General features: G+C 38.2%; 11 protein-coding genes. 6 read left to right on the forward strand and 5 right to left on the reverse strand.

Annotation, left to right across the window (positions count from 1 at the left end):
• Both EGI31_RS12845 and EGI31_RS12850 read right to left on the reverse strand, forming a co-directional pair.
• On the reverse strand, positions 1 to 6,453 hold a 6,453-nt coding region (locus tag EGI31_RS12845), incomplete at its 3' end, for an SdrD B-like domain-containing protein (protein ID WP_310586213.1).
• Between the two features lie 56 nt (positions 6,454 to 6,509).
• The gene (locus EGI31_RS12850; RefSeq protein ID WP_255037636.1) at positions 6,510 to 7,826 is read right to left on the reverse strand and encodes a vanadium-dependent haloperoxidase; all 1,317 of its coding nucleotides are present in this window, start codon (positions 7,824 to 7,826) and stop codon (positions 6,510 to 6,512) included.
• A gap of 386 nt (positions 7,827 to 8,212) precedes the next feature.
• On the opposite strand from EGI31_RS12850, the gene argH reads away from it, so the two are divergent.
• Positions 8,213 to 9,565, forward strand: a complete 1,353-nt coding sequence (argH, locus tag EGI31_RS12855; RefSeq protein WP_255037637.1) for an argininosuccinate lyase — start codon at positions 8,213 to 8,215, stop codon at positions 9,563 to 9,565.
• A 67-nt stretch (positions 9,566 to 9,632) separates the two neighbouring features.
• Here argH and EGI31_RS12860 read toward each other — a convergent pair whose 3' ends face one another.
• Positions 9,633 to 11,102, reverse strand: coding sequence for a hypothetical protein (locus tag EGI31_RS12860; RefSeq protein WP_255037638.1), 1,470 nt, complete (start codon positions 11,100 to 11,102; stop codon positions 9,633 to 9,635).
• Positions 11,103 to 11,302: 200 nt separating this feature from the next.
• Between EGI31_RS12860 and EGI31_RS12865 the strand changes: the two genes are divergently transcribed.
• A complete protein-coding gene (locus tag EGI31_RS12865) occupies positions 11,303 to 12,223 on the forward strand; it encodes a PfkB family carbohydrate kinase (RefSeq protein WP_255037639.1) in 921 nt (306 codons plus the stop codon).
• Between the two features lie 197 nt (positions 12,224 to 12,420).
• On the opposite strand, the gene EGI31_RS12870 is transcribed toward EGI31_RS12865, so the two are convergent.
• Positions 12,421 to 15,471 (reverse strand): putative LPS assembly protein LptD, encoded by a 3,051-nt coding sequence (locus tag EGI31_RS12870; RefSeq protein WP_255037640.1) that lies wholly within the window; start codon positions 15,469 to 15,471, stop codon positions 12,421 to 12,423.
• A 203-nt stretch (positions 15,472 to 15,674) separates the two neighbouring features.
• Between EGI31_RS12870 and EGI31_RS12875 the strand changes: the two genes are divergently transcribed.
• Positions 15,675 to 16,457, forward strand: a complete 783-nt coding sequence (locus EGI31_RS12875; RefSeq protein WP_255037641.1) for an N-acetylmuramoyl-L-alanine amidase family protein — start codon at positions 15,675 to 15,677, stop codon at positions 16,455 to 16,457.
• Positions 16,458 to 16,509: 52 nt separating this feature from the next.
• Positions 16,510 to 17,451 carry an MlaD family protein gene (locus EGI31_RS12880; protein WP_255037642.1) on the forward strand — a complete coding sequence of 314 codons (942 nt, stop codon included), beginning with the start codon at positions 16,510 to 16,512 and terminating at the stop codon, positions 17,449 to 17,451.
• On the opposite strand, the gene EGI31_RS12885 is transcribed toward EGI31_RS12880, so the two are convergent.
• Positions 17,452 to 18,294 (reverse strand): TraB/GumN family protein, encoded by an 843-nt coding sequence (locus EGI31_RS12885; RefSeq protein ID WP_255037643.1) that lies wholly within the window; start codon positions 18,292 to 18,294, stop codon positions 17,452 to 17,454.
• Between the two features lie 129 nt (positions 18,295 to 18,423).
• Between EGI31_RS12885 and EGI31_RS12890 the strand changes: the two genes are divergently transcribed.
• A complete protein-coding gene (locus EGI31_RS12890) occupies positions 18,424 to 20,580 on the forward strand; it encodes a S9 family peptidase (protein WP_255037644.1) in 2,157 nt (718 codons plus the stop codon).
• A gap of 214 nt (positions 20,581 to 20,794) precedes the next feature.
• Positions 20,795 to 21,256 carry a hypothetical protein gene (locus tag EGI31_RS12895; protein WP_255037645.1) on the forward strand — a complete coding sequence of 154 codons (462 nt, stop codon included), beginning with the start codon at positions 20,795 to 20,797 and terminating at the stop codon, positions 21,254 to 21,256.
• Positions 21,257 to 21,647 lie beyond the last annotated feature (391 nt).

Consider the following 21,647-nt stretch of genomic DNA (forward strand, 5'->3'; position numbering starts at 1 on the left):
ATTCGTTGGATCTGAGTCTGGATCGTATTGATCTACTGATTTGATTTTAGCTATGTTGCTATAAGTGATGCCACTTACTGGTGCTTTCACTTTTGCGGTGAAGGTCAATGTTTTTGATGCTCCACTTGCAATACTTGCCACTGTCCAGTTGATAGTACCCGAAGTGTTTGAACCTCCGTCGCTAATCACTGTTGAAGTTAAATCATATCCATTTGGAACCACATCTTCTACTTTTACATTCGTAGCTGCTTGTGGGCCTTTGTTGTCTACTTTGATACTAAACGTTACTACATCGCCTACGTTTGGTGTGCCATTGCTTACTGTTTTTACTAACTCTAGGTCGGCCACTTGTGGTACTATCGTCTCCGGATCCTCATCATCTTCAGACTGGTCACCGTCGTCGTTATTTGGTTTAGAATCTATATCAAATTCATTTGCCGCAGTTACTTGAGCAACGTTTTTATAAACAACTCCTGATATTGGAGATTTTACTTTTGCAGTGTAAGTAAATGTAAGCGTTTGATCTTTGTTTACAGTTAATCCGCTAAATGTAATCTTATTACCTGCAATTACTCCTTGTGGAGAATTTGTAGCTGATAATGTAATATTCTCCAATCCATTTGGAATAACATCTTCTAATGCAACTCCTGTGGCAATTTGTGGGCCTTTATTAGTTAGCTTTAATGTATAAGTAACTGTTTCTCCAACATTTGGAGTTGGATTACTTACTGTTTTATCTAACTCAAGGTCTATCACTTTAGTAAATCCAGCATCTAATTTAGGGTCATTCTCACCCGAAACTAAAGTTGCTGCATGTGTAGTTAGTGTAGTTGAATTAATATCACTGTCAGTATTAATATCAGTAGCATCTGTGTTAGCTCCTGTAATATCCTGTTTTGCAACTTGATACCCAGCAACTGTTCCAAATGAGACCGTATAAGTACCTGGAGCAAGATTAGTAAATGCGTAGATGCCTGAGGCATTGGTTGTTGCTGTTTGAGCAGCAATTACGGTTCCATCTCCTTTCGTTCCATTTAGAGTTGCAACAACTCCTTGGATACCTGGCTCACCTGAATCTTGAATACCATTATTGTTTATATCATACCAAACAAAATCACCAAGACTTGCTGGTCTATACATACCTGCATCTATGGTAAGATTTGTTGCATTGGTTCCCAAATTGATCGCTGGGGATTGCTTTGTCGCCAAATCGGCATCGCTATCTTTTGCATCATCTGCACCTTTGTTTGGAGCTGTCAAAACATATCCAGCTTTATCTCCAAAGGTTACGGTGTATGTTCCTTTTACTAAATTATCAAATAAATATTCACCATTTGTACCAGTTGTGGCAGTTCTTGTAACTGGTGCACCAAAGGCATCAGTTCCGTTAAGAGTCACAACCACACCTGAAATTCCTAACTCACCAGTATCTTGAATTCCGTTTCCATTCACATCTTCCCAAACAAAATCTCCGATTTTAGAAAGACAGGCATTCACAGTCACTGCAACTGTGGCGGTAGTTGTACATCCACTTGCACTAGTAACCGTCAAAGTATACATTCCAGCCGCAGCAAGTGAAGTATTGGTAATTGTTGGATTTTGAGCTGTGCTGCTAAAGCTATTTGGACCAGCCCAATTGTATGAAGAAGCGTTGGTCCAAGTTCCAGAAACCAAATTTAAAGTTTCGGTTTGGCATATTGGAGCGATTGCTGGTACCGAACCAGATGGATTTGGATTAACTTTTACGATTATGTCGTCAGTTGCTATACACCCGTCATTGTTCGAAGTTTTACATGTAACGGTGTAGGTAGTAGTAGCTGTTGGTGAAACTGTTACGTTGGCAGTTGTAGAGGTAATACCTTGATTCCAAGATAAAGTACCTCCGGTACAACCTGTAGCTACCAAATCTATAGATTTGCCTAAACAAATTTCGACATCTGGCCCAAGAGAAACCGTTGGTTTTGCAAGTGTTGTTATTTTCCCAGAACCTGTTGCAGTACAGCCACTTGTATTTCTACATGTAGCAGTGTAAGTTACTTCACCCACTGCACTAGGAGTTATAGTTATCGTGTTTGTGTTAGCTCCCGTATTCCAAGTTACGGTTCCCACGCAATTTGAGGCCGTTAGAGTTGCTGTTCCACCAAGACAAACGGTTTTAGAATCAACAGTTACCACAGGATTGGTATTTACAACCAATGCCAATGTTGCGGAGGCTGTACAACCAGCTGCGGAAGTTACAGTTAATGTATAGGTGCCAGCTACTGTAGTTGTAGCAGTTTGTCCAGTTTGTGTTACAAAGCCTGTAGGTCCTGTCCAAGAATAAGTTGAAGCATTTGTCCAAGTGCCGGCTTGAAGGGTCGCAGTTTGACCAACACAAATTGGATTAACTGGAGGAATGACTCCACCTGTCACAGTCGGTCTAGGATTTACAGTTACCTTCACCTCATCAGAAGCATCACAACCGTTTTTCAAAACAGTAAGTATATAGTCAGTTGTAGTTGTTGGAGTAACTGTGAAAGTCTGGCTAGTTGATAGCACTGTACTGCTTGTTGAACTTCTCCACTCATAAGTAGCACCAGCAACTGTAGCAGCTTTTAAATCTACAGTCTCACCAATGCAGATAATTTTATCGGTACCAGCATCAGCCGTAACTGTATTTCTTGTTACTACGACCATGTCTGTACCCGAGCAACCGTTACATCCTGTTACAGTGAAGGTATAAGTACCTGGTTGATTAACAACTACACTTTTGTTATTATTAGCACCTACAATTCCTGGTCCGGACCAAGAATAGGTAACGGCCGTATTATAAGTATCAGGAGTAGTATATTTAATGTAATCCAATCTCAAAGCACATTTACCGTTGTCTGACACTTTGATATATCTTGCCGGTGCCGTAAGTGTGTATGAATATTCTTTGTAAGAAGTGTGATTGAACAATAATGATGATTGCAGAACTGTAAAACCTGTAGTCGCACTTCCAGACGCCTCAATTTTGGCATCTGATTGAGTTGACAATGTGTTGTCGCAATGTTCAAGTTTCAGATTTACTCTAACCACTGTGCCAGCGGGAAGAGATGAACCCAAATCCAATGTAATGGAAGAAGTTCCTTGACCTGATCGCGTCCAAAGCTTGGCACCAGCGTTGTCACCGCAAACTCTTGCATTATTCAAATCTGCAATCCAAGCAGTAGAACCAGCTATAGTCGTAGCACAGTTAGTAACGCCAGGAGTTCCACAAGCAGTTACACCAGATACTGAACCATCTAGAACCACCTCGTCAGTATTACATAGTACTTTATCAGCACCAGCATCTACAGTAATATTTGGTTTAACCGTAACCTTAACCTCATCTGATTCATCACACCCGTTTTTAATAACAGTCACAATGTAATCAATAGTGGTGGTAGGTGTAACAGTTATACTTTGTGTAGTTGCTATTACAGTACTGCTATTTGAATTTCTCCATTCATATGTAGCCGAAGCAACAGCAGTTGCCGTAAGAGTTACTGATTCACCCAAACATATTTCTTTATCTAGTCCAGCATTTGCTGTTACAGTATTTTTAGTTACAACCACAATATCTGAATCCGTACAGCCATCACAACCAGTTACTGTGAACGTGTATGTTCCAGCCGCGTTTATCGTTACACTCTTTGTATTAGATGCACCTACAATTCCAGGACCTGACCATGAGTAGGTCACCGCATTCGTGTAGGTATCAGGGGTGGTGTATTTTACATAATCTAATCTCAAAGCACACTTTCCATTATCAGATACCTTGATATATCTTGTGGCAGCCGTAAGCGTGTAAGTGTATTCTTTGTAAGAGGTATGATTGAACAGTAATGAAGACTGCAATGCTGCAAAACCAGTAGTCGAATTAGCAGAAGCTTCAATTCTCGCATCCGATTGTGTCGACAATGTGTTGTCACAATGTTCAAGTTTCAGATTTACTCTAACCACTGTGCCAGCAGGAAGTGTAGAACCTAGGTCTAAAGTTATAGACGAAGTACCTTGACCTGACCTTGTCCAAAGTTTAGCACCTGCGTTATCACCGCAAACACTTGCCTTATTTAGGTCTGCTATCCAGCCCGTTGAACCACTTATGACAGTTGCACAATTTGTCGTACCTGTGGTTCCACAAGATGCAACACCCATTACTGTCCCATCCAGAACAGCCTCGTCGGTATTACAAATGGTAACATCAGGGCCAGCATTTGCATCAATACTACAATTACAAGTTAATCTTACAACTATAGATTTTGTACAAGAAAAGGCATTCCTATCTCTTACTTCTACAGTATAATTCGTACCTGTCAAAATACCTGTCAAATTATTGAAAACATTTGACGATCCCCATGCTCCTCCATTGATTCTGTAGTCATAAACACCACTACCTCCCGAACCGTTTACTGTAATAGATCCGTTGTTTTGATTACAACCAGGATTAACTACAGTTCCTTGTGCAAGATTCACAGCTTGGTCATAACATCTTGTCAATACCACATTGTCAAATTTCAAGGCTCTTCCTTTCGAATGTGCCACAATTCTAACTTTTGTTGTATTTGTAGGAGCTACAAATTTTATGGTATTAAGTGCAACCAAAGTACCGTTATAAGGTACAGTGGTATTTGATCTAGAAGAAGTAGCCAAAAGTGTAGTACCATTATAAAACTCCAAGTACATTTCAGCAATGGCACCTACTGTACTTACAGCATGTGTAGAAGCCAAGGCATCAAAAACTACTTTCGTTCCAGGAGTCAATTCAATATCTTGATAAGCGTAATAATCTCTACTATTATCATCGCCATTATTCAAAACTCCGAAATTACCAGTTGTAGAACCTGTACCTAAACCCCATGCTCCTTGAGGAACCGTCCAACTTGATGGTGGGTTACCCAAGGCCATGTCGCCATTCACCGCCAAATTATTTGAGGTACAAACACATGTAAAGCAAACACCCTCGTTAGTAGTGAATGTTAAATCTGAATAACAAGCATCCTTACCACTCCAAACTCTAATTGTATACTGGGTATTCGGTTTTAAATTAGTAAAAGTCAATGAACTTTGACCGCTTCCCAAAGTCTTATTTGATGATGCACCATAGATTGGAGTTTGACCGAAAGTCGCTCCTTGCTTAATGTCACCTTTTACAATATCCGAAGAACTATAAACAAGGCCACCAATAGTAACAGTCGCGTCGTTGTTCGGTGTGCTACCGTTACACGAAGCAGAGGTTTGAGTAAGATTTGACAAGTTAAGAACTGGGGCAGTACAAATACATTTAAAATTGCCACCGACCCAAGTAATTGATTTTCCTCCAACGTTTGGTTCATAATCTAAATAAGAAATAAACGAAGGACTAGTAGCATTGGTAAAATCCAATTTGGTTACGCAATCACCCTGAAAAGTTGTTATATAAAGAAGACCATCAGGTCCAAAAGCCAAATCATATGGATCAACTTTACCCGTTGCTGGTGCATTGTGCTTAATAGGTGTCGGAAAAATATAAGTATTCAGAAGTGTTCCAGTAGAGCTGTACCTGTAAACCCTATCAGGGATTGAGTTGTTATCATGTGCGGCAGCCGCCCATAAATCTCCAGAAGCATCAAAAATAATTCCTCTGTAATGAAAACCAGAAGGAGCAGTAGCAAAAAGTGTACTAGCACTTGCAAAGCTTGTAGGTAAGTATTCGATGGTACTTGTACCCGACGCTTTTTTCCAGTTAGTAGAAAAATAAACTCTAGTATTGGTGTTATTCACAGCAGATCCCCAGAAATCCTGTGCAACCGTATTTTTTAAAGCAGATTTATCATAACTAGCAACCACTGTTCTAGAGGTTGTGCTAATCTTATACATCTTATTATAGGTAGATACATAAATGAACCCATAATTATCTGCGGAGCCAGATATTGAAATATCCAAAATATCTTCGCCTACAAGTTTAATAGGAGTCAAGAAAGTAGCCGTATTATAGTCGTAGATTCTTACCTCACCGACATTACAGCAAGTAGCTATATACGCAAGATTTTTTGTGGGATCTACAACCATACCTTCTCCACCACCTCCAGGCAAAGAACAACCTACAAGAGGGCTACCAGCAGAGTATTGAAAAACATCTGTCCTTGCAGTGTTGGTAGTTCCATTCCACAATAGCTCCCCAACAAGCATATAATACTTATCCTGATTAGGTGGTGCATTCTGGGCTTTGGAAACATTAACTATACCTATCAGCAAAACAAACAATGCCAAAGCACCTTTTGCAAAAGATAGTTTCAGTCCATTTTTTTGAAAACTGAATAAACCTTTTGGTTTAAAGAGTCCACCGAAATGAATAATCAGAGAAAAAATGGAAACAGCAAAAGCCGAAAAAGCTTTGAACGGGCTTCCATTTTGTGCATTCCTCCAATCTGGGGTATTAGAAGAATGTTGTTTAGTAAAGTCTCTCATCTGTTTGTAATTGTAATGTTTCACTCAAAAAAATCGTATATGCTAATTTATAATTTTTACTTTTCAAAAAGTTCATTGATATGGCGTCCTACTTTTTTACCTTCGGACAGACCAACTTCATTGTCGTGTCGGGTATGAATGCCACCATATAACCTCGACATGGCTGACTCTTCGGCTGCCTCAAAAAAAGATTTATATGCTCGTGCTTTATATTCCACATTTCTTTGTTCATCTCTTGGTCTGCCCACATGCGAATTATCCACAAACGAAAAATTCTCACCATAAAGATGAGTAAGAACCGTAGCTGCCGAGGCCGCTTGTCCTGCATGTCCTGAATAAAAAGCCGGAAAAGGTGGTTCAGGCCAATACAAATCCCATAGGGTACTCATATTGTAAAAAATAAACATGAAAGGCCTTTCGGCATGATAATGATATTTAGTTTTCCAACAGTTTATAAATGCATCAGCCACGGCCATACCGACGGCTGCAAATGTCTTGCTGGCATAAACCAAATCCACCTTTGATTTTTCAACGGCCACTTTGGCCATGTAATAAGAATGTCCTGGAGGTGAAAAGGTCTCCGAAGGGTCATCACCCCACCAGTTGGCTATTTCTTTCTGTGCTTGTGTAAGTGTTTTTCTTGTGTTGAATACCTCCTCCATATACTTGTAGTATTCTGAACCCTTTTGGTAGTCAAAAGATATCATAGCTGGAATAGGCAGAGTGAAGTTCTCATTGGCAAAGGTTCTATTCTTTCCCCAATACGGATGAAGAGGCATAGGGATTTTTGACTGGCCCTTGATTGGAGGCGACCATTTACCGTTTGATTTTTCTATAACATACGTACTATCAAAATTTCTTTTATATCCTTCGTGTCCACCATCGGTTTTTGACCATTCAAAAATAGCCGAGGCAATTGCTCTACCGTATGCCACAGAGGCTATGTTCTCTTTATCAGAAAAACCTTTGCTGTACTGTTGAAATAAAGAATTTTCTAAAGAATCAACCTTGGCAATATTTTGAATTGAAGTAAATCCATATATACTTTTGATGATAACCGACTGGCCTGCATTTAAGGCCAAAATATAATTGATTTTGACTTCCTCAGGGACTTGTGGAAGAGTTTCTAATCCATTAAGCTTTCCAGCCAAACTTCTCTGCGTTTTATCCATACCTCTAACTGACTCATACATAGTCAGACCGGTATATCCCAGAAAACGCGAATTGAATGTAGGTGATCCTCCCGGAGTATTTTTAAGAATATGTAAGGTAAGGTCGGCCCACTTTGTAGAAACCTCCACTCCTTTTGAAACCTTAGCAGAAACTATAAACGAACTAAATATAAACACGAAAAGCACGATAGAATTTTTCATCCAATCGCATTTTTCTACCGTTAAATAATAAATAGTGGTAAAAATTCTAACCATATTTCGTTTTCTACAATTTGACCTATCTTTTTTATTTTTGGCATAGTTTTTGAAGTATTAAAAAACAGCCAAAGAAATTAAAAAAGGACAAATTCTTATAATTCACTCAATCTTTAAAAACTATCAAAATCGTTGTCAAAATTATAGACAAGCAAACTTGTCTGTAATTGAACATATTTTCAATTGATACATTTGAGAATATAGAGCAAAAACCATGCTAAAATTCTTATTAAACGGTATCAATATTTTTTCACTTTTTTTTGACTGTATAAAAATCAGTTCGTCACTCATTTTTTTGTTTCTTTGTACATCTGAACCAAAACTCCAAAATATTGAAACTCTGGCAGAAAGAAAACTCAAAAAAAACCGACGAAATAATAGATAAGTTTACTGTCGGTAAAGACCGTGAACTTGACATTAACCTAGCACCTTTTGATTTATTGGGATCGATGGCTCACGCAATTATGCTTACCAGCATCGACTTATTAGAGAAGCAAGAATTAAAAAACATTCTTAAAGAGTGCAAGATTATATATAATGAAGAAATAAAGCAAGGAAAATTTGAAATAATTGATGGTATCGAGGATGTTCACTCACAGATAGAGTTTACATTGACCTCAAAAATTGGCGATACCGGAAAAAAAATACACAGTGGAAGGTCGAGAAACGACCAAGTTTTAGTAGACATGAAAATGTATCTTCGCCACAAAATCGAGGAAATTGTTGGTTTAACTAAAGGCCTCTTCGATGCCCTTCAAGCCAAAAGCGAACTTCACAAAAACGATCTACTTCCTGGCTATACGCACTTGCAAATAGCTATGCCATCGTCATTTGGTCTGTGGTTTGGTGCCTATGCCGAGAGCTTGGTAGATGACTTAATATCACTCCAAAGTGTTTACAAAATCGTAAACAAAAACCCTCTGGGTTCTGGGGCAGGATATGGCTCAAACTTCCCCCTTAAGAGACACCTGACTAAAGAACTACTGGGCTTTGATGACCTTAACTATAATGTGGTATACGCCCAGATGACTCGGGGTAAAATGGAATTTCTGGTCGCACAAGCTCTTGGTGTTTTCGCCAATACGCTTTCTAAAATGGCCATGGACGTATGCTTGTATAACAGTCAAAACTTCGGTTTCATTAACTTGCCAGAGGAAATGACTACAGGATCAAGTATTATGCCGCACAAGAAAAACCCCGACGTTGCTGAAATACTAAGAGGAAAAGCCAATAAACTCAAAGGACTTGCTGCAGAGATTGCTTTTGTGCAAACCAACCTTCCCTCGGGTTATCACCGAGAAATGCAGCTTATCAAGGAAATCATCATGCCTGCTCTCGATGATTTTGCAGATGCTTTAAATGTGGCTACTTTTATGATTCAAAATCTGAAAATAAAAGAAAACCTCTTGGATGACCCCAAGTTTGATTTGTTATTTAGTGTAGAAAACGTAAATCAGAAAGTAATAGAGGGTATGCCTTTTAGAGATGCCTACAGAACCATCGGTGGCGAAATAGAGGCCGGCACTTACTCTCCTATTAAAGAACTTCATCATACGCTCGAAGGCAGTATTGGAAATCTTTGTAATGAAGAAATAAATACAATGATGAATGAAACTTTGAAATCTTTCAATTTCGAGAAAGTGCATGAGGCATTCGAAAAGCTTCTGAACTACGAGGTGCAATAATTTAAAGGTGTATTAAAAACAGACATTTCATAAACAAAAAAGCCTCATTGCTGAGGCTTTTCTTTTATTAATAACATTTGGATTTAGATGTCCCATCGCTGCAACAACGCTTGAACACCTTACCTAATTTCTTATATTCTGATTTTGTAAGTGTCTTGTAAATCTTACCATAATCACCAATCATCGTTTCCTGCTTAGTGAAATTGTTGGTCAACTTCATAGCTGCATTCAGTGACTCATTAGGATTTACACTTCCATTGTCACAAACTTCTATGATGTGACTCATGCTACTATTACCTTTTAGAGCGTATTGCAACGAGGACTTAGCAGGTACATTGTAAGAACCTAAACAAATGTACTTATTGGCAGTTTCTCCTTTCTGTAATTTTCCAGCTTTCTTATACATTCCTATAATCGTCACTTCATTGGTAGCAGTTTTCGACGAAATATCTTCTGTTACTGCATTACCAGTAATGTTCAATGTTTGTTTAACACAGTTTGCACCGTTTGCGGCAGTTCCAAGAGCAGCGGCAGGACTTGCTTCAGAAGCGGTACTTACTTTATTGGCTACCATTGTCTTGTTTTGAGGAGCAGAGGCTACGTCCGTAGGGCAAACTTTATATACTTTTTTCAAAGCTTTATATTGCTTCTTGTTGATAACCATCATCATTTTTCCATCATCACCTATAGTAACATCAGAACCAGCAAGATTGTAGCTGATGTTCAAAGGCAAGTTGATTATAGAAGAAGGAGGAACTCCATTGCCGTAATCGCATACCTGAACTGTTTTTGCATAATTTACTTCACCCGAGGCTGTCATTTCGTACGTCAATCTAACAGGAACTGTAAAATCTCCTAAACAAAGATTTGTACCATTGTATGAAGCAACCACTGGAAGGTTCTTAGTTGTATTCAAAACATCTGCCGCTTGAATCTTGCCATTTCCTGTGAAATTAATGGTCTGTGTAGTACAAGTAGTCTTTGGTTTGCTCTTGAAAGCCAATGCTGCTGCTTCGGCTGCTTCTCTTGGAGAAGGATCATAGAAAGCATTGCCACATTTTTTCATTATATAAGCAAAGCAAGAACCGTCTTTTGATGCAATTCTGAATGTCTCGAAATCTCTTCCAAGGACTGACCATTTATATTTGTGACCTTTAGCGTAAGCACCCATCCAACCAATTTTACCTTTTGGCAATATTTCTGGCGTGATTTGAGAAGCACTGAAGGCTGGGTCCATGAAACCTGTGTAACCCAATGCACGAAGGTAACTATCAATTTCAGAGCGGCTATTGCGAGAATTTTTCTTGTGGACAGTTTTTAAATGGTTATAGGCCGCCTGTGCAGTGTGTTTCGGAATTTCTCCAAACTGTGGACTAGTTCCTAGTCTGTTCAAAACCACCGGAGCTTCGGTTGATGAGTTTCCGAATACCGCGTGTAAATCCGCACTACAAGGAGTTTGAGAAAAACTTTGGAATGAGATACCTGTAAAGAAAAGTACCGCAACATTCAATACGATAAAATTTAATCTCTTTTTCATTGTGAGAAATTTTATACAATTTTTATTAATAAAAAACAAAATAACGTGTAAGAGAAGCCAAACGAGATGACTTTTTACAATGCAAAGTAAATTTTTTTTGCCTTAGATTAAAAATATATCAATGGTTATTTTGCAGAAAGGGTCAAAATAATCGTGATTTTAAATTTTAGAGCCTAATTTTGCAGAAAAAAAAAGATTAAATGAGCTTATTAACTGTAGGATCAGTTGCATTCGACAAATTAGAAACGCCTTTTGGCAAAACAGATAAAATAGTAGGTGGAGCGGCCACTTTCATTACATTGACTGCATCTTACTTTACAAAAAACAATTATCTCGTTGGTATTGTGGGAGAAGATTTCCCGCAAGAAATGGTGGAGACATTCCAAAAACATGGTGTCGATACAGAAGGACTGGTAATTGACCCGAATGGGAAGACGTTTTTTTGGCACGGAAAGTACCATGAAGATATGAACAACAGAGACACTTTGGATACTCAATTAGGTGTATTTGAAAATTGGACTCCGGTAATCCCCGAAAAATACCAAGACACTCAGTTTTTGATGTTGGGTAACATGGTTCCTGAAATTCAGTATCAAACCCTTAAAAAACTTAGAAATAGACCAAAGTTTGTGATGCTAGACACCATGAACCTTTGGATGGACATCATGCTGGATGACCTCAAAAAGGTGATTGGTGAAATAGACTGCTTGACCATCAACGATGCTGAAGCAAGACAACTATCTGGAGACTATTCTCTGAAAAGGGCTGCAAAGACCATTATGGCAATGGGACCAAAAACTTTGATTATCAAAAAAGGTGAACATGGAGCTTTGTTATTTCAAGGTGATAGAATATTTTTCTGTCCGGCTTTACCTTTGGAAGAAGTTTTTGATCCAACAGGTGCGGGCGATACTTTCGCGGGTGGATTTATTGGATATTTGGCTAAAACGGACGACTTAAGTTTTGAAAATATGAAAAGAGCTATCATTTACGGTTCTGCAATGGCTTCGTTTTGTGTGGAAAAATTCGGAACTGAAAGAATGCAATATTTATCAGAAACTGAAATTAACAACCGAGTTATGGAGTTTGTACAACTGGCGAGTTTCGAGATAAACGATTGAAATATACAAACTCAAGAGAATAAAAATTGAAAAGGGAAAGAGGCCAAAAGCCTCTTTTTTTATGACCAAAATCCCGAATTATTCGGCCATAAAATTAAAAGGTTTCAGCAGAACAGATGCTTTATTTAAATATTTTTATATTTATTTAAATATAAAAATAAAAGGCATAATTTTTTATTTATCAATAAATTAAACTTTTAGAAATTACCAGCTCGACGTTTGGTGAGTTTAAGATCCTTCAAGAGTGAAGACTTAGGTTGTAAGGTAAAAAAGAAGCCTCCTCCCCTAATATTACTACCCGATATTGGAGTCCAGTTCATGCTCATGCTCCAGCAGTGGAGTTCTCTTACGATACCCAAATTTGTCAAGGTAACTTGCTTAAACTCAAAATCCCAACCCGAATTGTAAGTAAACTTAAATTTCGGCGTAAGACTAAAGTCACCATTGATACTTATACTTTGTGTAATTCTAGCTTCCGAAAGACCTTGCTTGTTATAATTGAAAGCATAACTGATTCCCAAACTCCAAGGCACACTAAAATCGACATACTCCATCGGATTTGCCTGCACTATCTTCGTCATTGCCTCTTTAGCTGGGTCAGTTTTCCCAGCCGTTACAGGCTTGGTTTCTTGTCCTCTTTTAAAAGTTTTCGGTGATAGATTGGTGTTCATGGAGAAGTTAAAAGTACTCAAATAATTGGCTTTCACTACACCCGCCTCAGGTTTATAATTCCATTTGAAAACAGGAATTCTCGCACCGGCCAAGTTAGAAGTTACCAATTTGTCGGGCTCATAGGCATACGGATCAAAGGAGCCGTTCGCATTTAAATTAATGAGGTTTTTAAACAACGAAGTACTCGTACCTACACTGATGTTTGAAAGTGCGTATTCGCCCAATTCTTTTTTCGCCAATAAATTATAACCTCCACTAAAATTTAGATTATCCAACAATGAAATAGTCTCCAAAACGTTGTCTGAGGTATCCGAATTGTTCTTTATCTTGGCCTCCAGTTGGTTATTTAAACTAAAACCAATATTGCCAGAAGCCGAACCAGTTGATCCACCACCGTTCAAAAATCTAGGTAGAAATCTATACACATCGTCCGACCTTACTTGAACTTTAGACGCATATTGCCCTTCGCTCGAAGGAGTATAATTGACATTTATTGCGGGGGCAATTGTATGTCTAATTTTTTGAATTTTACTTTTCTCTCTGAAATTAAATGTGCCGTACATACGGGTATTCAAACTTGTCCCAAATGAGTAAGTTTGCCCAAAGCTTGCTCTTGAAATGGTATCAACCACCACAACTCCACCACTATTTGGGTTTAGGAAAACATTTAAATCACCATTGGCAGCATATTCATTTTTGATAGAATCAGCTGCTGGATTTAAACCAACATTTACCAACTTTCCATTGCTCTTGGTCACTGTTTGTGTGCCTGTGGTTGGATTTACAAAAGTGTATTTCAACTCTTTGGTATAAACATCGCCCCTATATGACATACTCGGAGTGAGATTGAGATACCTCGCTATCTTAAAATTGGGTAACACAATCGGCACTGTGTAACTTGTATTAATCACATTGTTTTTCAAAATTTGACCCCAATCTGTTAAAACCGGGCTCTCGAGTTTAGACAATTCCTTTTGATAAATTACCTTCAGTTCTGTGGATACATTCGGGTCTGCCAATATATTCCTTAGTTCTTCTATTCGGCGTTGCTGAGAGGTAGAGAGCGGTTTATTATCGATGCCGGCAATGTTATAATCTGAGTAAGAAGTTGACCTATTTTGGATGGAATTGGTCACTGCAACTCCACCGCTCACATCGAGGCCTACGCGGAAAGATTCATACCAACGGCCTATCTGTTTTTTTTCAGGAACAAATGGGTTAAACTGCTTAATACCAAAACTATAACCTAATGAAGACCTGAAGGAGTTAGAGGATTGATCTACTCGAAACGAACTATTGGTTGTTACAAATCGGCCAAAGTTTCGCATGTAATTTACCGTACCACCAAAGTTGTTTTTTGTAAGATTCTGCACATCAGAGGAGCTACGATTGTTTCTGTTAAAACCATTGGAAACGATATCCATCGAAGACGAGAAACTTCTGTCTGACCGCAAACTTCTTGGCGAATGCGACCACCTGATGTTAAATTGGTTGGACTTTGTGGTATCCAGACCATTGCTGCTGTAAGCGACGTTGTGATTGAATTGAATATTAAAATCTCCATTGTATTTGTACTTTTTAGAATAGGTCGTGTTTAAACCTACACCAAAACTACCATAAGTATAAATTTCACCTTTGAGCGTAGAGCTAAGATATTCATTAAAGGCGTGATAATAACCAAAGTCTTTAAAAAACAAACCACGATTATCTCGCCGTTGCTCACCATATGAACCCATTATAAACCCCGAGGTACCGATTTCTTGCTTTTTGGGTATCGGAAAAAAGCCAAAAGGAAGGCCTATGGGCAAAGGAATATCTGCAAGAACAAAATTAAAAGGCCCAGATATCAAAGATTTTTTGTTGACCAATTTGATTTTCTTGGCGGCTATATGAAAATGAGGTTCGGCTAGGTCGCAAGTGGTATATTTCGCTTTTGACAGATACATATTATCCTCTGCGTCTTTTTTTACCAATTGTCCTTGCACAAAACCATCTCCTTGAACGGTGACAATTTTGCTAACCAAAGCCTTTTTTGATTTAAAATTATACCGAATCGTATCCGAATTAAAAGTTTCGCCTCCATCAGTAAAAACCGGCTTTCCCTTTACCGGTGGGCCAGTCTTTTTGGTAGTGTCCGGCATTCCATGGGCATAGACCTCACTCCTGCCCCAATCTAACATGATGTAGTCAGCCTTGAGTTCTATTTGTCCATAAACCACCTGAGCATTACCGTACAAATGATAACGTTGGGTTTCAATGTCCAGGATGGTAGAATCGGCCGAAAATGTTTCCACCGTGGTCTCCAACTGATTTTCAAGACTTTTGAGTGAGTCAGGAATAACCACCGATAGCGAGTCCCTTACCGGTTTATTTTTTTTAGCAATCGACTTTGAAGGTTGTCTACTGGAGGTATTTTGTGTGGTTGTACTCCGAGGAAACTGGCTTTGTGTAGTAGTTGTAGGACTTCCAAAAGTTCTACCTCCGCCTCCACCTAGTGCCGGTAGGCTTGGCCTTTGGGCATAAACTACCAAGGCCGAAAAGTAGCAAATAGAGAGTAGGATAACTTTTAAATTCAAAATATCTTGATATTTTCAGATAGAACTTTAAAACAACATACGGTCATATTAGACCAATTGTAACAACAAATTGTACAATATTTATAAATTTTTTAAGTTCTAACAAATGCACTATTTTTGTAATGGCAAAATTAACCAGAAAGTAAATCTAAAAACGATTTTATCTTAATAAAAAGATAGCGATTTAAATGTTTTCCTCTAAAATGAAGTTAATAAATCTTAAAATAGCCCTTATCTGGGTTTTGGCATCACTCCTATTTTTGGCCTTCACCACAAAATCACTTCCGATAGCCAAAGGTCTGAAAACCGTCGTTTTGGATGCTGGACACGGAGGTAAAGACCCCGGTGCAGGCAATGGCAAGGAGAAAAAGTATGCCCTAGATATAACGCTTAAGTTGGGCGAAAAAATAGAAGAAAACTACCCAAATGTAAAAGTGATTTACACCAGAAACAAAGACGTTTTTGTGCCTTTACACGAAAGAGCGGCCATAGCCAATAAAAACAAGGCCGATTTGTTCATATCGATACATTGCAATGCTAACCCCCACTCTAAAAGTCTAAGAGGTACGGAAACCTATGTAATGGGGCTCCACAAAACGCAAGAAAACCTTGACTTAGCCAAAAACGAAAACAATGTAATTCTTTACGAAGACAACTATAAAAAATCATACAAAGGTTATAATCCCGCTTCTCCTTTGGCACACATTATGTTGGCCAATTATCAAAACGCTTTTATGAATCAAAGCCTGGAGTTTGCCTCGAGAGTAGAGAAAAATATATCCAAGGTTGGGCACAGTAGCAGAGGTGTTAAGCAAGCTGGTTTTATTGTGATATGGGAAACCACCATGCCGAGTGTACTGGTAGAAACTGGTTATCTCACCAACAACCAAGATGCCGACTTTTTGGCTTCTAGCAGCGGAAGAGAAAAAATAGCATTGGCAATTTTTAGAGCATTCGGCGAGTATAAAAATCAAATTGAAAAATAATAATTCGTAAATTGCAGGCCAGAGCAGGTTCTGAATCGATAAATAGACAGAAATGAATTTTAAAAGAGAGGCTAAAGTTGGCTTGTTGGGTCTAATAGGAATCGTGATATTTTATTTTGGGTTCAGTTACCTTAAAGGCTCTGACCTGTTTTCTACAACACAATCCTACCGTGTTTATTATAAAGACGTTATGGGCTTGGAGGTATCCAACCCAGTGACATATAGTGGTGTAGTGGTTGGCCGAGTGTTGGGCATGAAACCCGACTACGAGAAAGACAGAGTAGAAGTAACGTTGGCCATCAAAAAAGAAGTAAAACTTACCTCAAACACTTTGGTACTTTTATCGGATGATGGCCTGATCGGTGGAAAATTATTGAAATTAAAAATACAAGCGGGAGAGAAAGCCCAAAGTGGTCAAGAACTGAAAGGTGAAATAGAATCGGGATTGATGCAAATGATGCAAACCAAACTCGACCCAACCTTGAAAAACGTTGATTCCTTGACCGTTACACTCACCAAAGTTGTAGGAGAATTTGCCCAAACTGGACAAGCTTTAAAAGTCCTGTTGGCCAGTGCAACTACTTCAACGGCTGGCGTAAACGGAATAATTGCCAACAATTCTAAAAATCTTTCGGCCATAACTGGTAATGCTGCGGTACTTACACAAAATCTTAATACACTTACCAAGAGCCTTGATGCTCAGTTAAAGCCGATTTTGGAGAAAACTGGGTCTTTCACAGATTCTCTTAGTCAGGTGAAGTTGGGCTCAACTGTCAATAGCTTAAATGCCACCATAAAAGACCTCCAAGGTGTAGTAAATGGCATAAACGAAGGTAAAGGAACCCTTGGCAAATTGGCTGGAAATGATTCTCTCTATGTAAATCTCGACAAAACCGCCGCTTCGTTAAATATGCTTTTGTCTGACATGAAGAGCAACCCACGTAGATATGTCCACTTCTCACTTTTTGGTGGAAAAGATAAAACTAAGAAGTAATCACTCGATTGTACTTACTATAAAACCTTCATTTTTAAGCAATTGAAGAACACCTTTCTCTCCTCCAAGGTGTCCTGCTCCTACTGCTATAAATGTAGATTTATCAAAAACCAGTTTCTTAATTTCTGGAATCCAAGCTAAATTGCGTTTATGGAGCATTTCGTTTTCAAAATCAGCCATCATGCCTTTTTCTACCTTAATAGATTTCAATAAAATCTCGAGATCTCGTTTTTTGTAAGCTTCAGCCATTTCTTGAAATTCATGAATTGATTTCTGTTTATAAGCGAGCGTTTCTAATAAATAGTCGGCTTGTAGCTGATAACTCATTTTATCCATCAATCCCATTTGAAAATCAAGCGTTTCTAGGCCAACTACTTTTTTACCCTTGCCAATTTTCATGATTTCATTTTCGAGCATCAGGGTTTCACATGGTAATAATTTGGTCAGAATCAATGAATATATCAAAAAAGGCTTTGTCTTTTGAAACATCATTGGTGGTAAATTCAATGAGTCTTTAAGATACCACCTTAACGAGTCATACCTGGTTGGTGGCATCAAATCGCTCAAACTGGTATCACCTTTCATTTTCATTTTCCCTAACATTTTGAAGCCCATGGTTGGGTCGTCCATATCCATTTCCATTGCCAAAATTTCCGAAGATTTGATTTTAGAAATCATCCCTTCGCTCATTACAAAATCGCCCTTACAGAGCAAATGCATGGTACCAAAAATGTAAGACGGTTGCTGCAAATTGTTGCCAGAAATTTCATACAAAAGGCCCTTTTCTTGGGCAAAAGCAGTGTTGAATACAAAAAATAATAGAATAGCGATGAGTCGTTTCATAAAAATTCAGAAAACTGTGTAAAACTTTTAAAAATCAAATAGAAGCAATAAAATCCAAAATCAAAGATAAAGCATTTGAAAAAGATAAGATTTGCCCTTATTTTTACCCAAACATTAATCATCAAACGCATGAAAAAAATATTTGTTTTCTTTTTATTTGTTTCTTCCACACTCTCAGCCCAACAAAAAAAGATAGAGAGCAATCTGCTCATTGCCAATAAAAACCCTGACAACTTTTTGCAATCATTGCCGACCATCAACAAATGGCTGGACAACGACAGAGTGTTGATTTACATGAAGCCGTCACCATCCGAAAGTATGAAAAATGTGGTGTTGAATCTGAAAAGTGGACAGATTGAAGACGCCAGTAACATAGATGTAAGTAAGGCTGTGAATCCTTCAAAAAAAGTAACTTTAAAAAATGGCGATTTGTATCTAAGCACACCTCAAGGCGAAACAAAAATCACCAATGACCAAGATGTGATAGAAAAAAACCCGATGTTTTCGCCAGATAGCAATTATATAGCTTACACCAAAAACAACAACCTTTTTACCTACAATATTAAAACGAAAAGAGAAACTCAGTTGACCATAGACGGCTCCAAAACGACTTTAAATGGCTTTGCCACCTGGTTGTATTGGGAAGAAATTTTTGGAAGACCGACACTTTTCAGAGCTTATTGGTGGAGTCCTGATAGCAAAAATATTGCTTACATGCGATTCGATGAATCTAAGACTCCGATGTTCCCGATTTACAGCAGTGAAGGTCAGCATGGATTTATAGAAGAAACCCGTTACCCAAAAGCTGGCGACCCAAATCCGACTGCTAAAATAGCTTTTGTAGATCCCGACGGCAACAAAACCACTTGGGCAGATTTTGACGAAAACCAAGACCAATATTTCGGTTGGCCAGAGTGGATGTCAGACGGCTCAGGACTAATGGTGCAGTGGATCAACAGAGGAAATGACAACCTCAAGCTTTTTAACGTTTCGCCGAAAACAGGTAAAAAAATCGAGCTGTATGACGAAAAACAAAGCTCTTGGATAAGCATTGACGAAGCTGCAGAAAGATTGACAGTGTTGGATGGCGGAAAAGAAATGATCATCATCAGCGATAAAACGGGCTGGAAGCAATTGTATTTGCACGGAATAGATGGCAAATTGAAGAACCCTATTACCTCAGGCAAATTTACCGTAACCGAAGTAAAAGGCATAGACCAGAAAAACCGAGTGTTGTATTTCCATGCAAGAGGATTAGAAAATTCAGCCAGATTTGATCTTTACCGTGTGGGATTGGACGGCAAAAACATGAAACGCTTAACTTTTGGTAATTTTAACCACAGAAGAATAGAAGCCTCGCCAGATTTGAGCTATTTCGTGACTACTTACTCGAACTTGAGTACACCTAATGCCATGGCGATTATAGACAACACAGGTAAAATAGTAAAAGACCTCGGCTCAGCAAAAGGCTCAGAATATGACAATTACGCCATCAATATACCTGAGCTTGTTAGAGTAAAAAGTGACGACGGTAAGTTTGACTTGCCAATGACCATCGTGTACCCAGAAAACTACGTGGCTGGTAAAAAATACCCAGTTTTGGTAAGTATTTATGGTGGCCCAGATGCCGGTACAGTATATGACTCGTGGAACTGGAGTGCCAGATCGCAGTGGTTGTCTAGAGAAGGAATTATTCAGGTAGCCTTAGACCACAGAGCAAGCGGGCATTTTGGAAAAGAAGGCGTGGCTTACATGCACCGCAACCTCGGCAAATGGGAGCTAGACGACTACAAAACCATGATAAAAGATCTCATAAAAAAAGGCATAGCTGACCCAGCCAAAATAGCCATAACAGGCTTTAGCTATGGTGGTTATATGACCTGTTTGGCACTTACCAAAGGCTCTGATGTATTTACCCACGGCATGGCGGGCGGAAGTGTAACCAGTTGGAAACTATACGACTCTGCCTACACCGAACGTTTTATGGATACCCCACAAGAAAACGCCGATGGCTATGAAAATGGCGGAATATTGAAATATGTGGACAATTACAAAGGCAAATTGCTGATTGTACACGGCACCATGGACGACAACGTACACCTCCAAAACAGCATACAACTCATAGATGCCTTACAAGAAAAGAAAAAAGACTTTGAGATGATGTTTTACCCAGGAGGCAGACACGGCTGGGGTGGCAACAAAGGCCTACATTTCGATAACCTAAAAACCCAATTTATCTATAAAAACCTATTGGAGAAGGAATTGCCGGTAGGGTTGTTGAGGTGATATTTGTGTAGAAATAATTTTTAAGCACCAGTATTAAATGACTGGTGCTTATTTTAAATTTCAAAGAGGCTCTCCGATATTGACTCTACTTTTTCCGAAGGTGTTAATTAGGCATTCAAGTTTGATTCAGAGTCCGCTAAAGGGAGACTCTGAATGGACAAAATTTTCCGCTTCCTAATTTTTATTTGCAATAATTTTTAAAGCTTCGGTAATAATGGCAGAACTTAATCATTTCGAAAAGAACATATTAATTCAAATTGACTTTATAAGGCGGTTTCAAGAGATAAATAATATGTTTACAAACAATATTGACAATAAATTTATTTTAACTAAAAAAGTAGTAATTGCCGAATTAAATAAAACAGGTTTCGTTTTTGAATCAAATAAAAATAATTATATAATTAACGAAAAGGATGGAAATTTTAATTTCAGATTTTTACTAGAAATAAAGAATAAAAATTGCCTCTCCTACATATTCGTTCTTAAGGATGAAGAATTTTTAAATAATGGATTGTCTCATTTTGGATATTTATTAAATTCTTTCGATTTATCTAATTTGTATTTTAATCAAAACTTTGGGATTAATTCTGAGATAGAATTTCAAAACTACGTTGAAAGAGTTTTGAGTATTTTTCATGACTTCAAATTTGAATATTTAAAACAAGTAAAACATTAATCATGCTCTACCTTTACTTTAGCAGATGAAAAAAGAATTGAAAAATACGAGTAATTAGGATAAATTTATCTCGGTAAATTTTCCTAAGTGGGAAGCAGGTGAACCTACCCGCTCTGCAAGCCGAAACTATCCTTCGATAAAGGCCCTGCCTCCCTCACTCAATCTAAACCAATTTAGCTATTTAGAACCAGTTCGTGCTGATAATCTTATAAAGGCTTTTGTCGATTTGAGTTTACTTAGGTCAATTTTTCTTTTCACTTTAAAATTAAGTTTTTATGAAACAAAATGAAAATTTAGAGATTGATTTTTTTGTTGGCATTGACATGTCTAAAGACAAATTTGATGTTGGAGTTATGGATAAGTCTGGTGTTAGAATTGGTCATAAAAAATT

This window comes from Lacihabitans soyangensis, assembly GCF_024343775.1.
Classification (GTDB): Bacteria; Bacteroidota; Bacteroidia; order Cytophagales; family Spirosomataceae; genus Leadbetterella; species Leadbetterella soyangensis.

Bases quoted from the DNA above. Each gene is read 5' to 3' on its own strand.
- EGI31_RS12860 (WP_255037638.1), bottom strand. From the start codon at position 11,102: ATGAAAAAGAGATTAAATTTTATCGTATTGAATGTTGCGGTACTTTTC.
- EGI31_RS12875 (WP_255037641.1), top strand. From the start codon at position 15,675: ATGAAGTTAATAAATCTTAAAATAGCCCTTATCTGGGTTTTGGCATCA.
- EGI31_RS12895 (WP_255037645.1), top strand. From the start codon at position 20,795: ATGGCAGAACTTAATCATTTCGAAAAGAACATATTAATTCAAATTGAC.
- EGI31_RS12880 (WP_255037642.1), top strand. From the start codon at position 16,510: ATGAATTTTAAAAGAGAGGCTAAAGTTGGCTTGTTGGGTCTAATAGGA.
- EGI31_RS12865 (WP_255037639.1), top strand. From the start codon at position 11,303: ATGAGCTTATTAACTGTAGGATCAGTTGCATTCGACAAATTAGAAACG.
- EGI31_RS12890 (WP_255037644.1), top strand. From the start codon at position 18,424: ATGAAAAAAATATTTGTTTTCTTTTTATTTGTTTCTTCCACACTCTCA.
- EGI31_RS12850 (WP_255037636.1), bottom strand. From the start codon at position 7,826: ATGAAAAATTCTATCGTGCTTTTCGTGTTTATATTTAGTTCGTTTATA.
- EGI31_RS12885 (WP_255037643.1), bottom strand. From the start codon at position 18,294: ATGAAACGACTCATCGCTATTCTATTATTTTTTGTATTCAACACTGCT.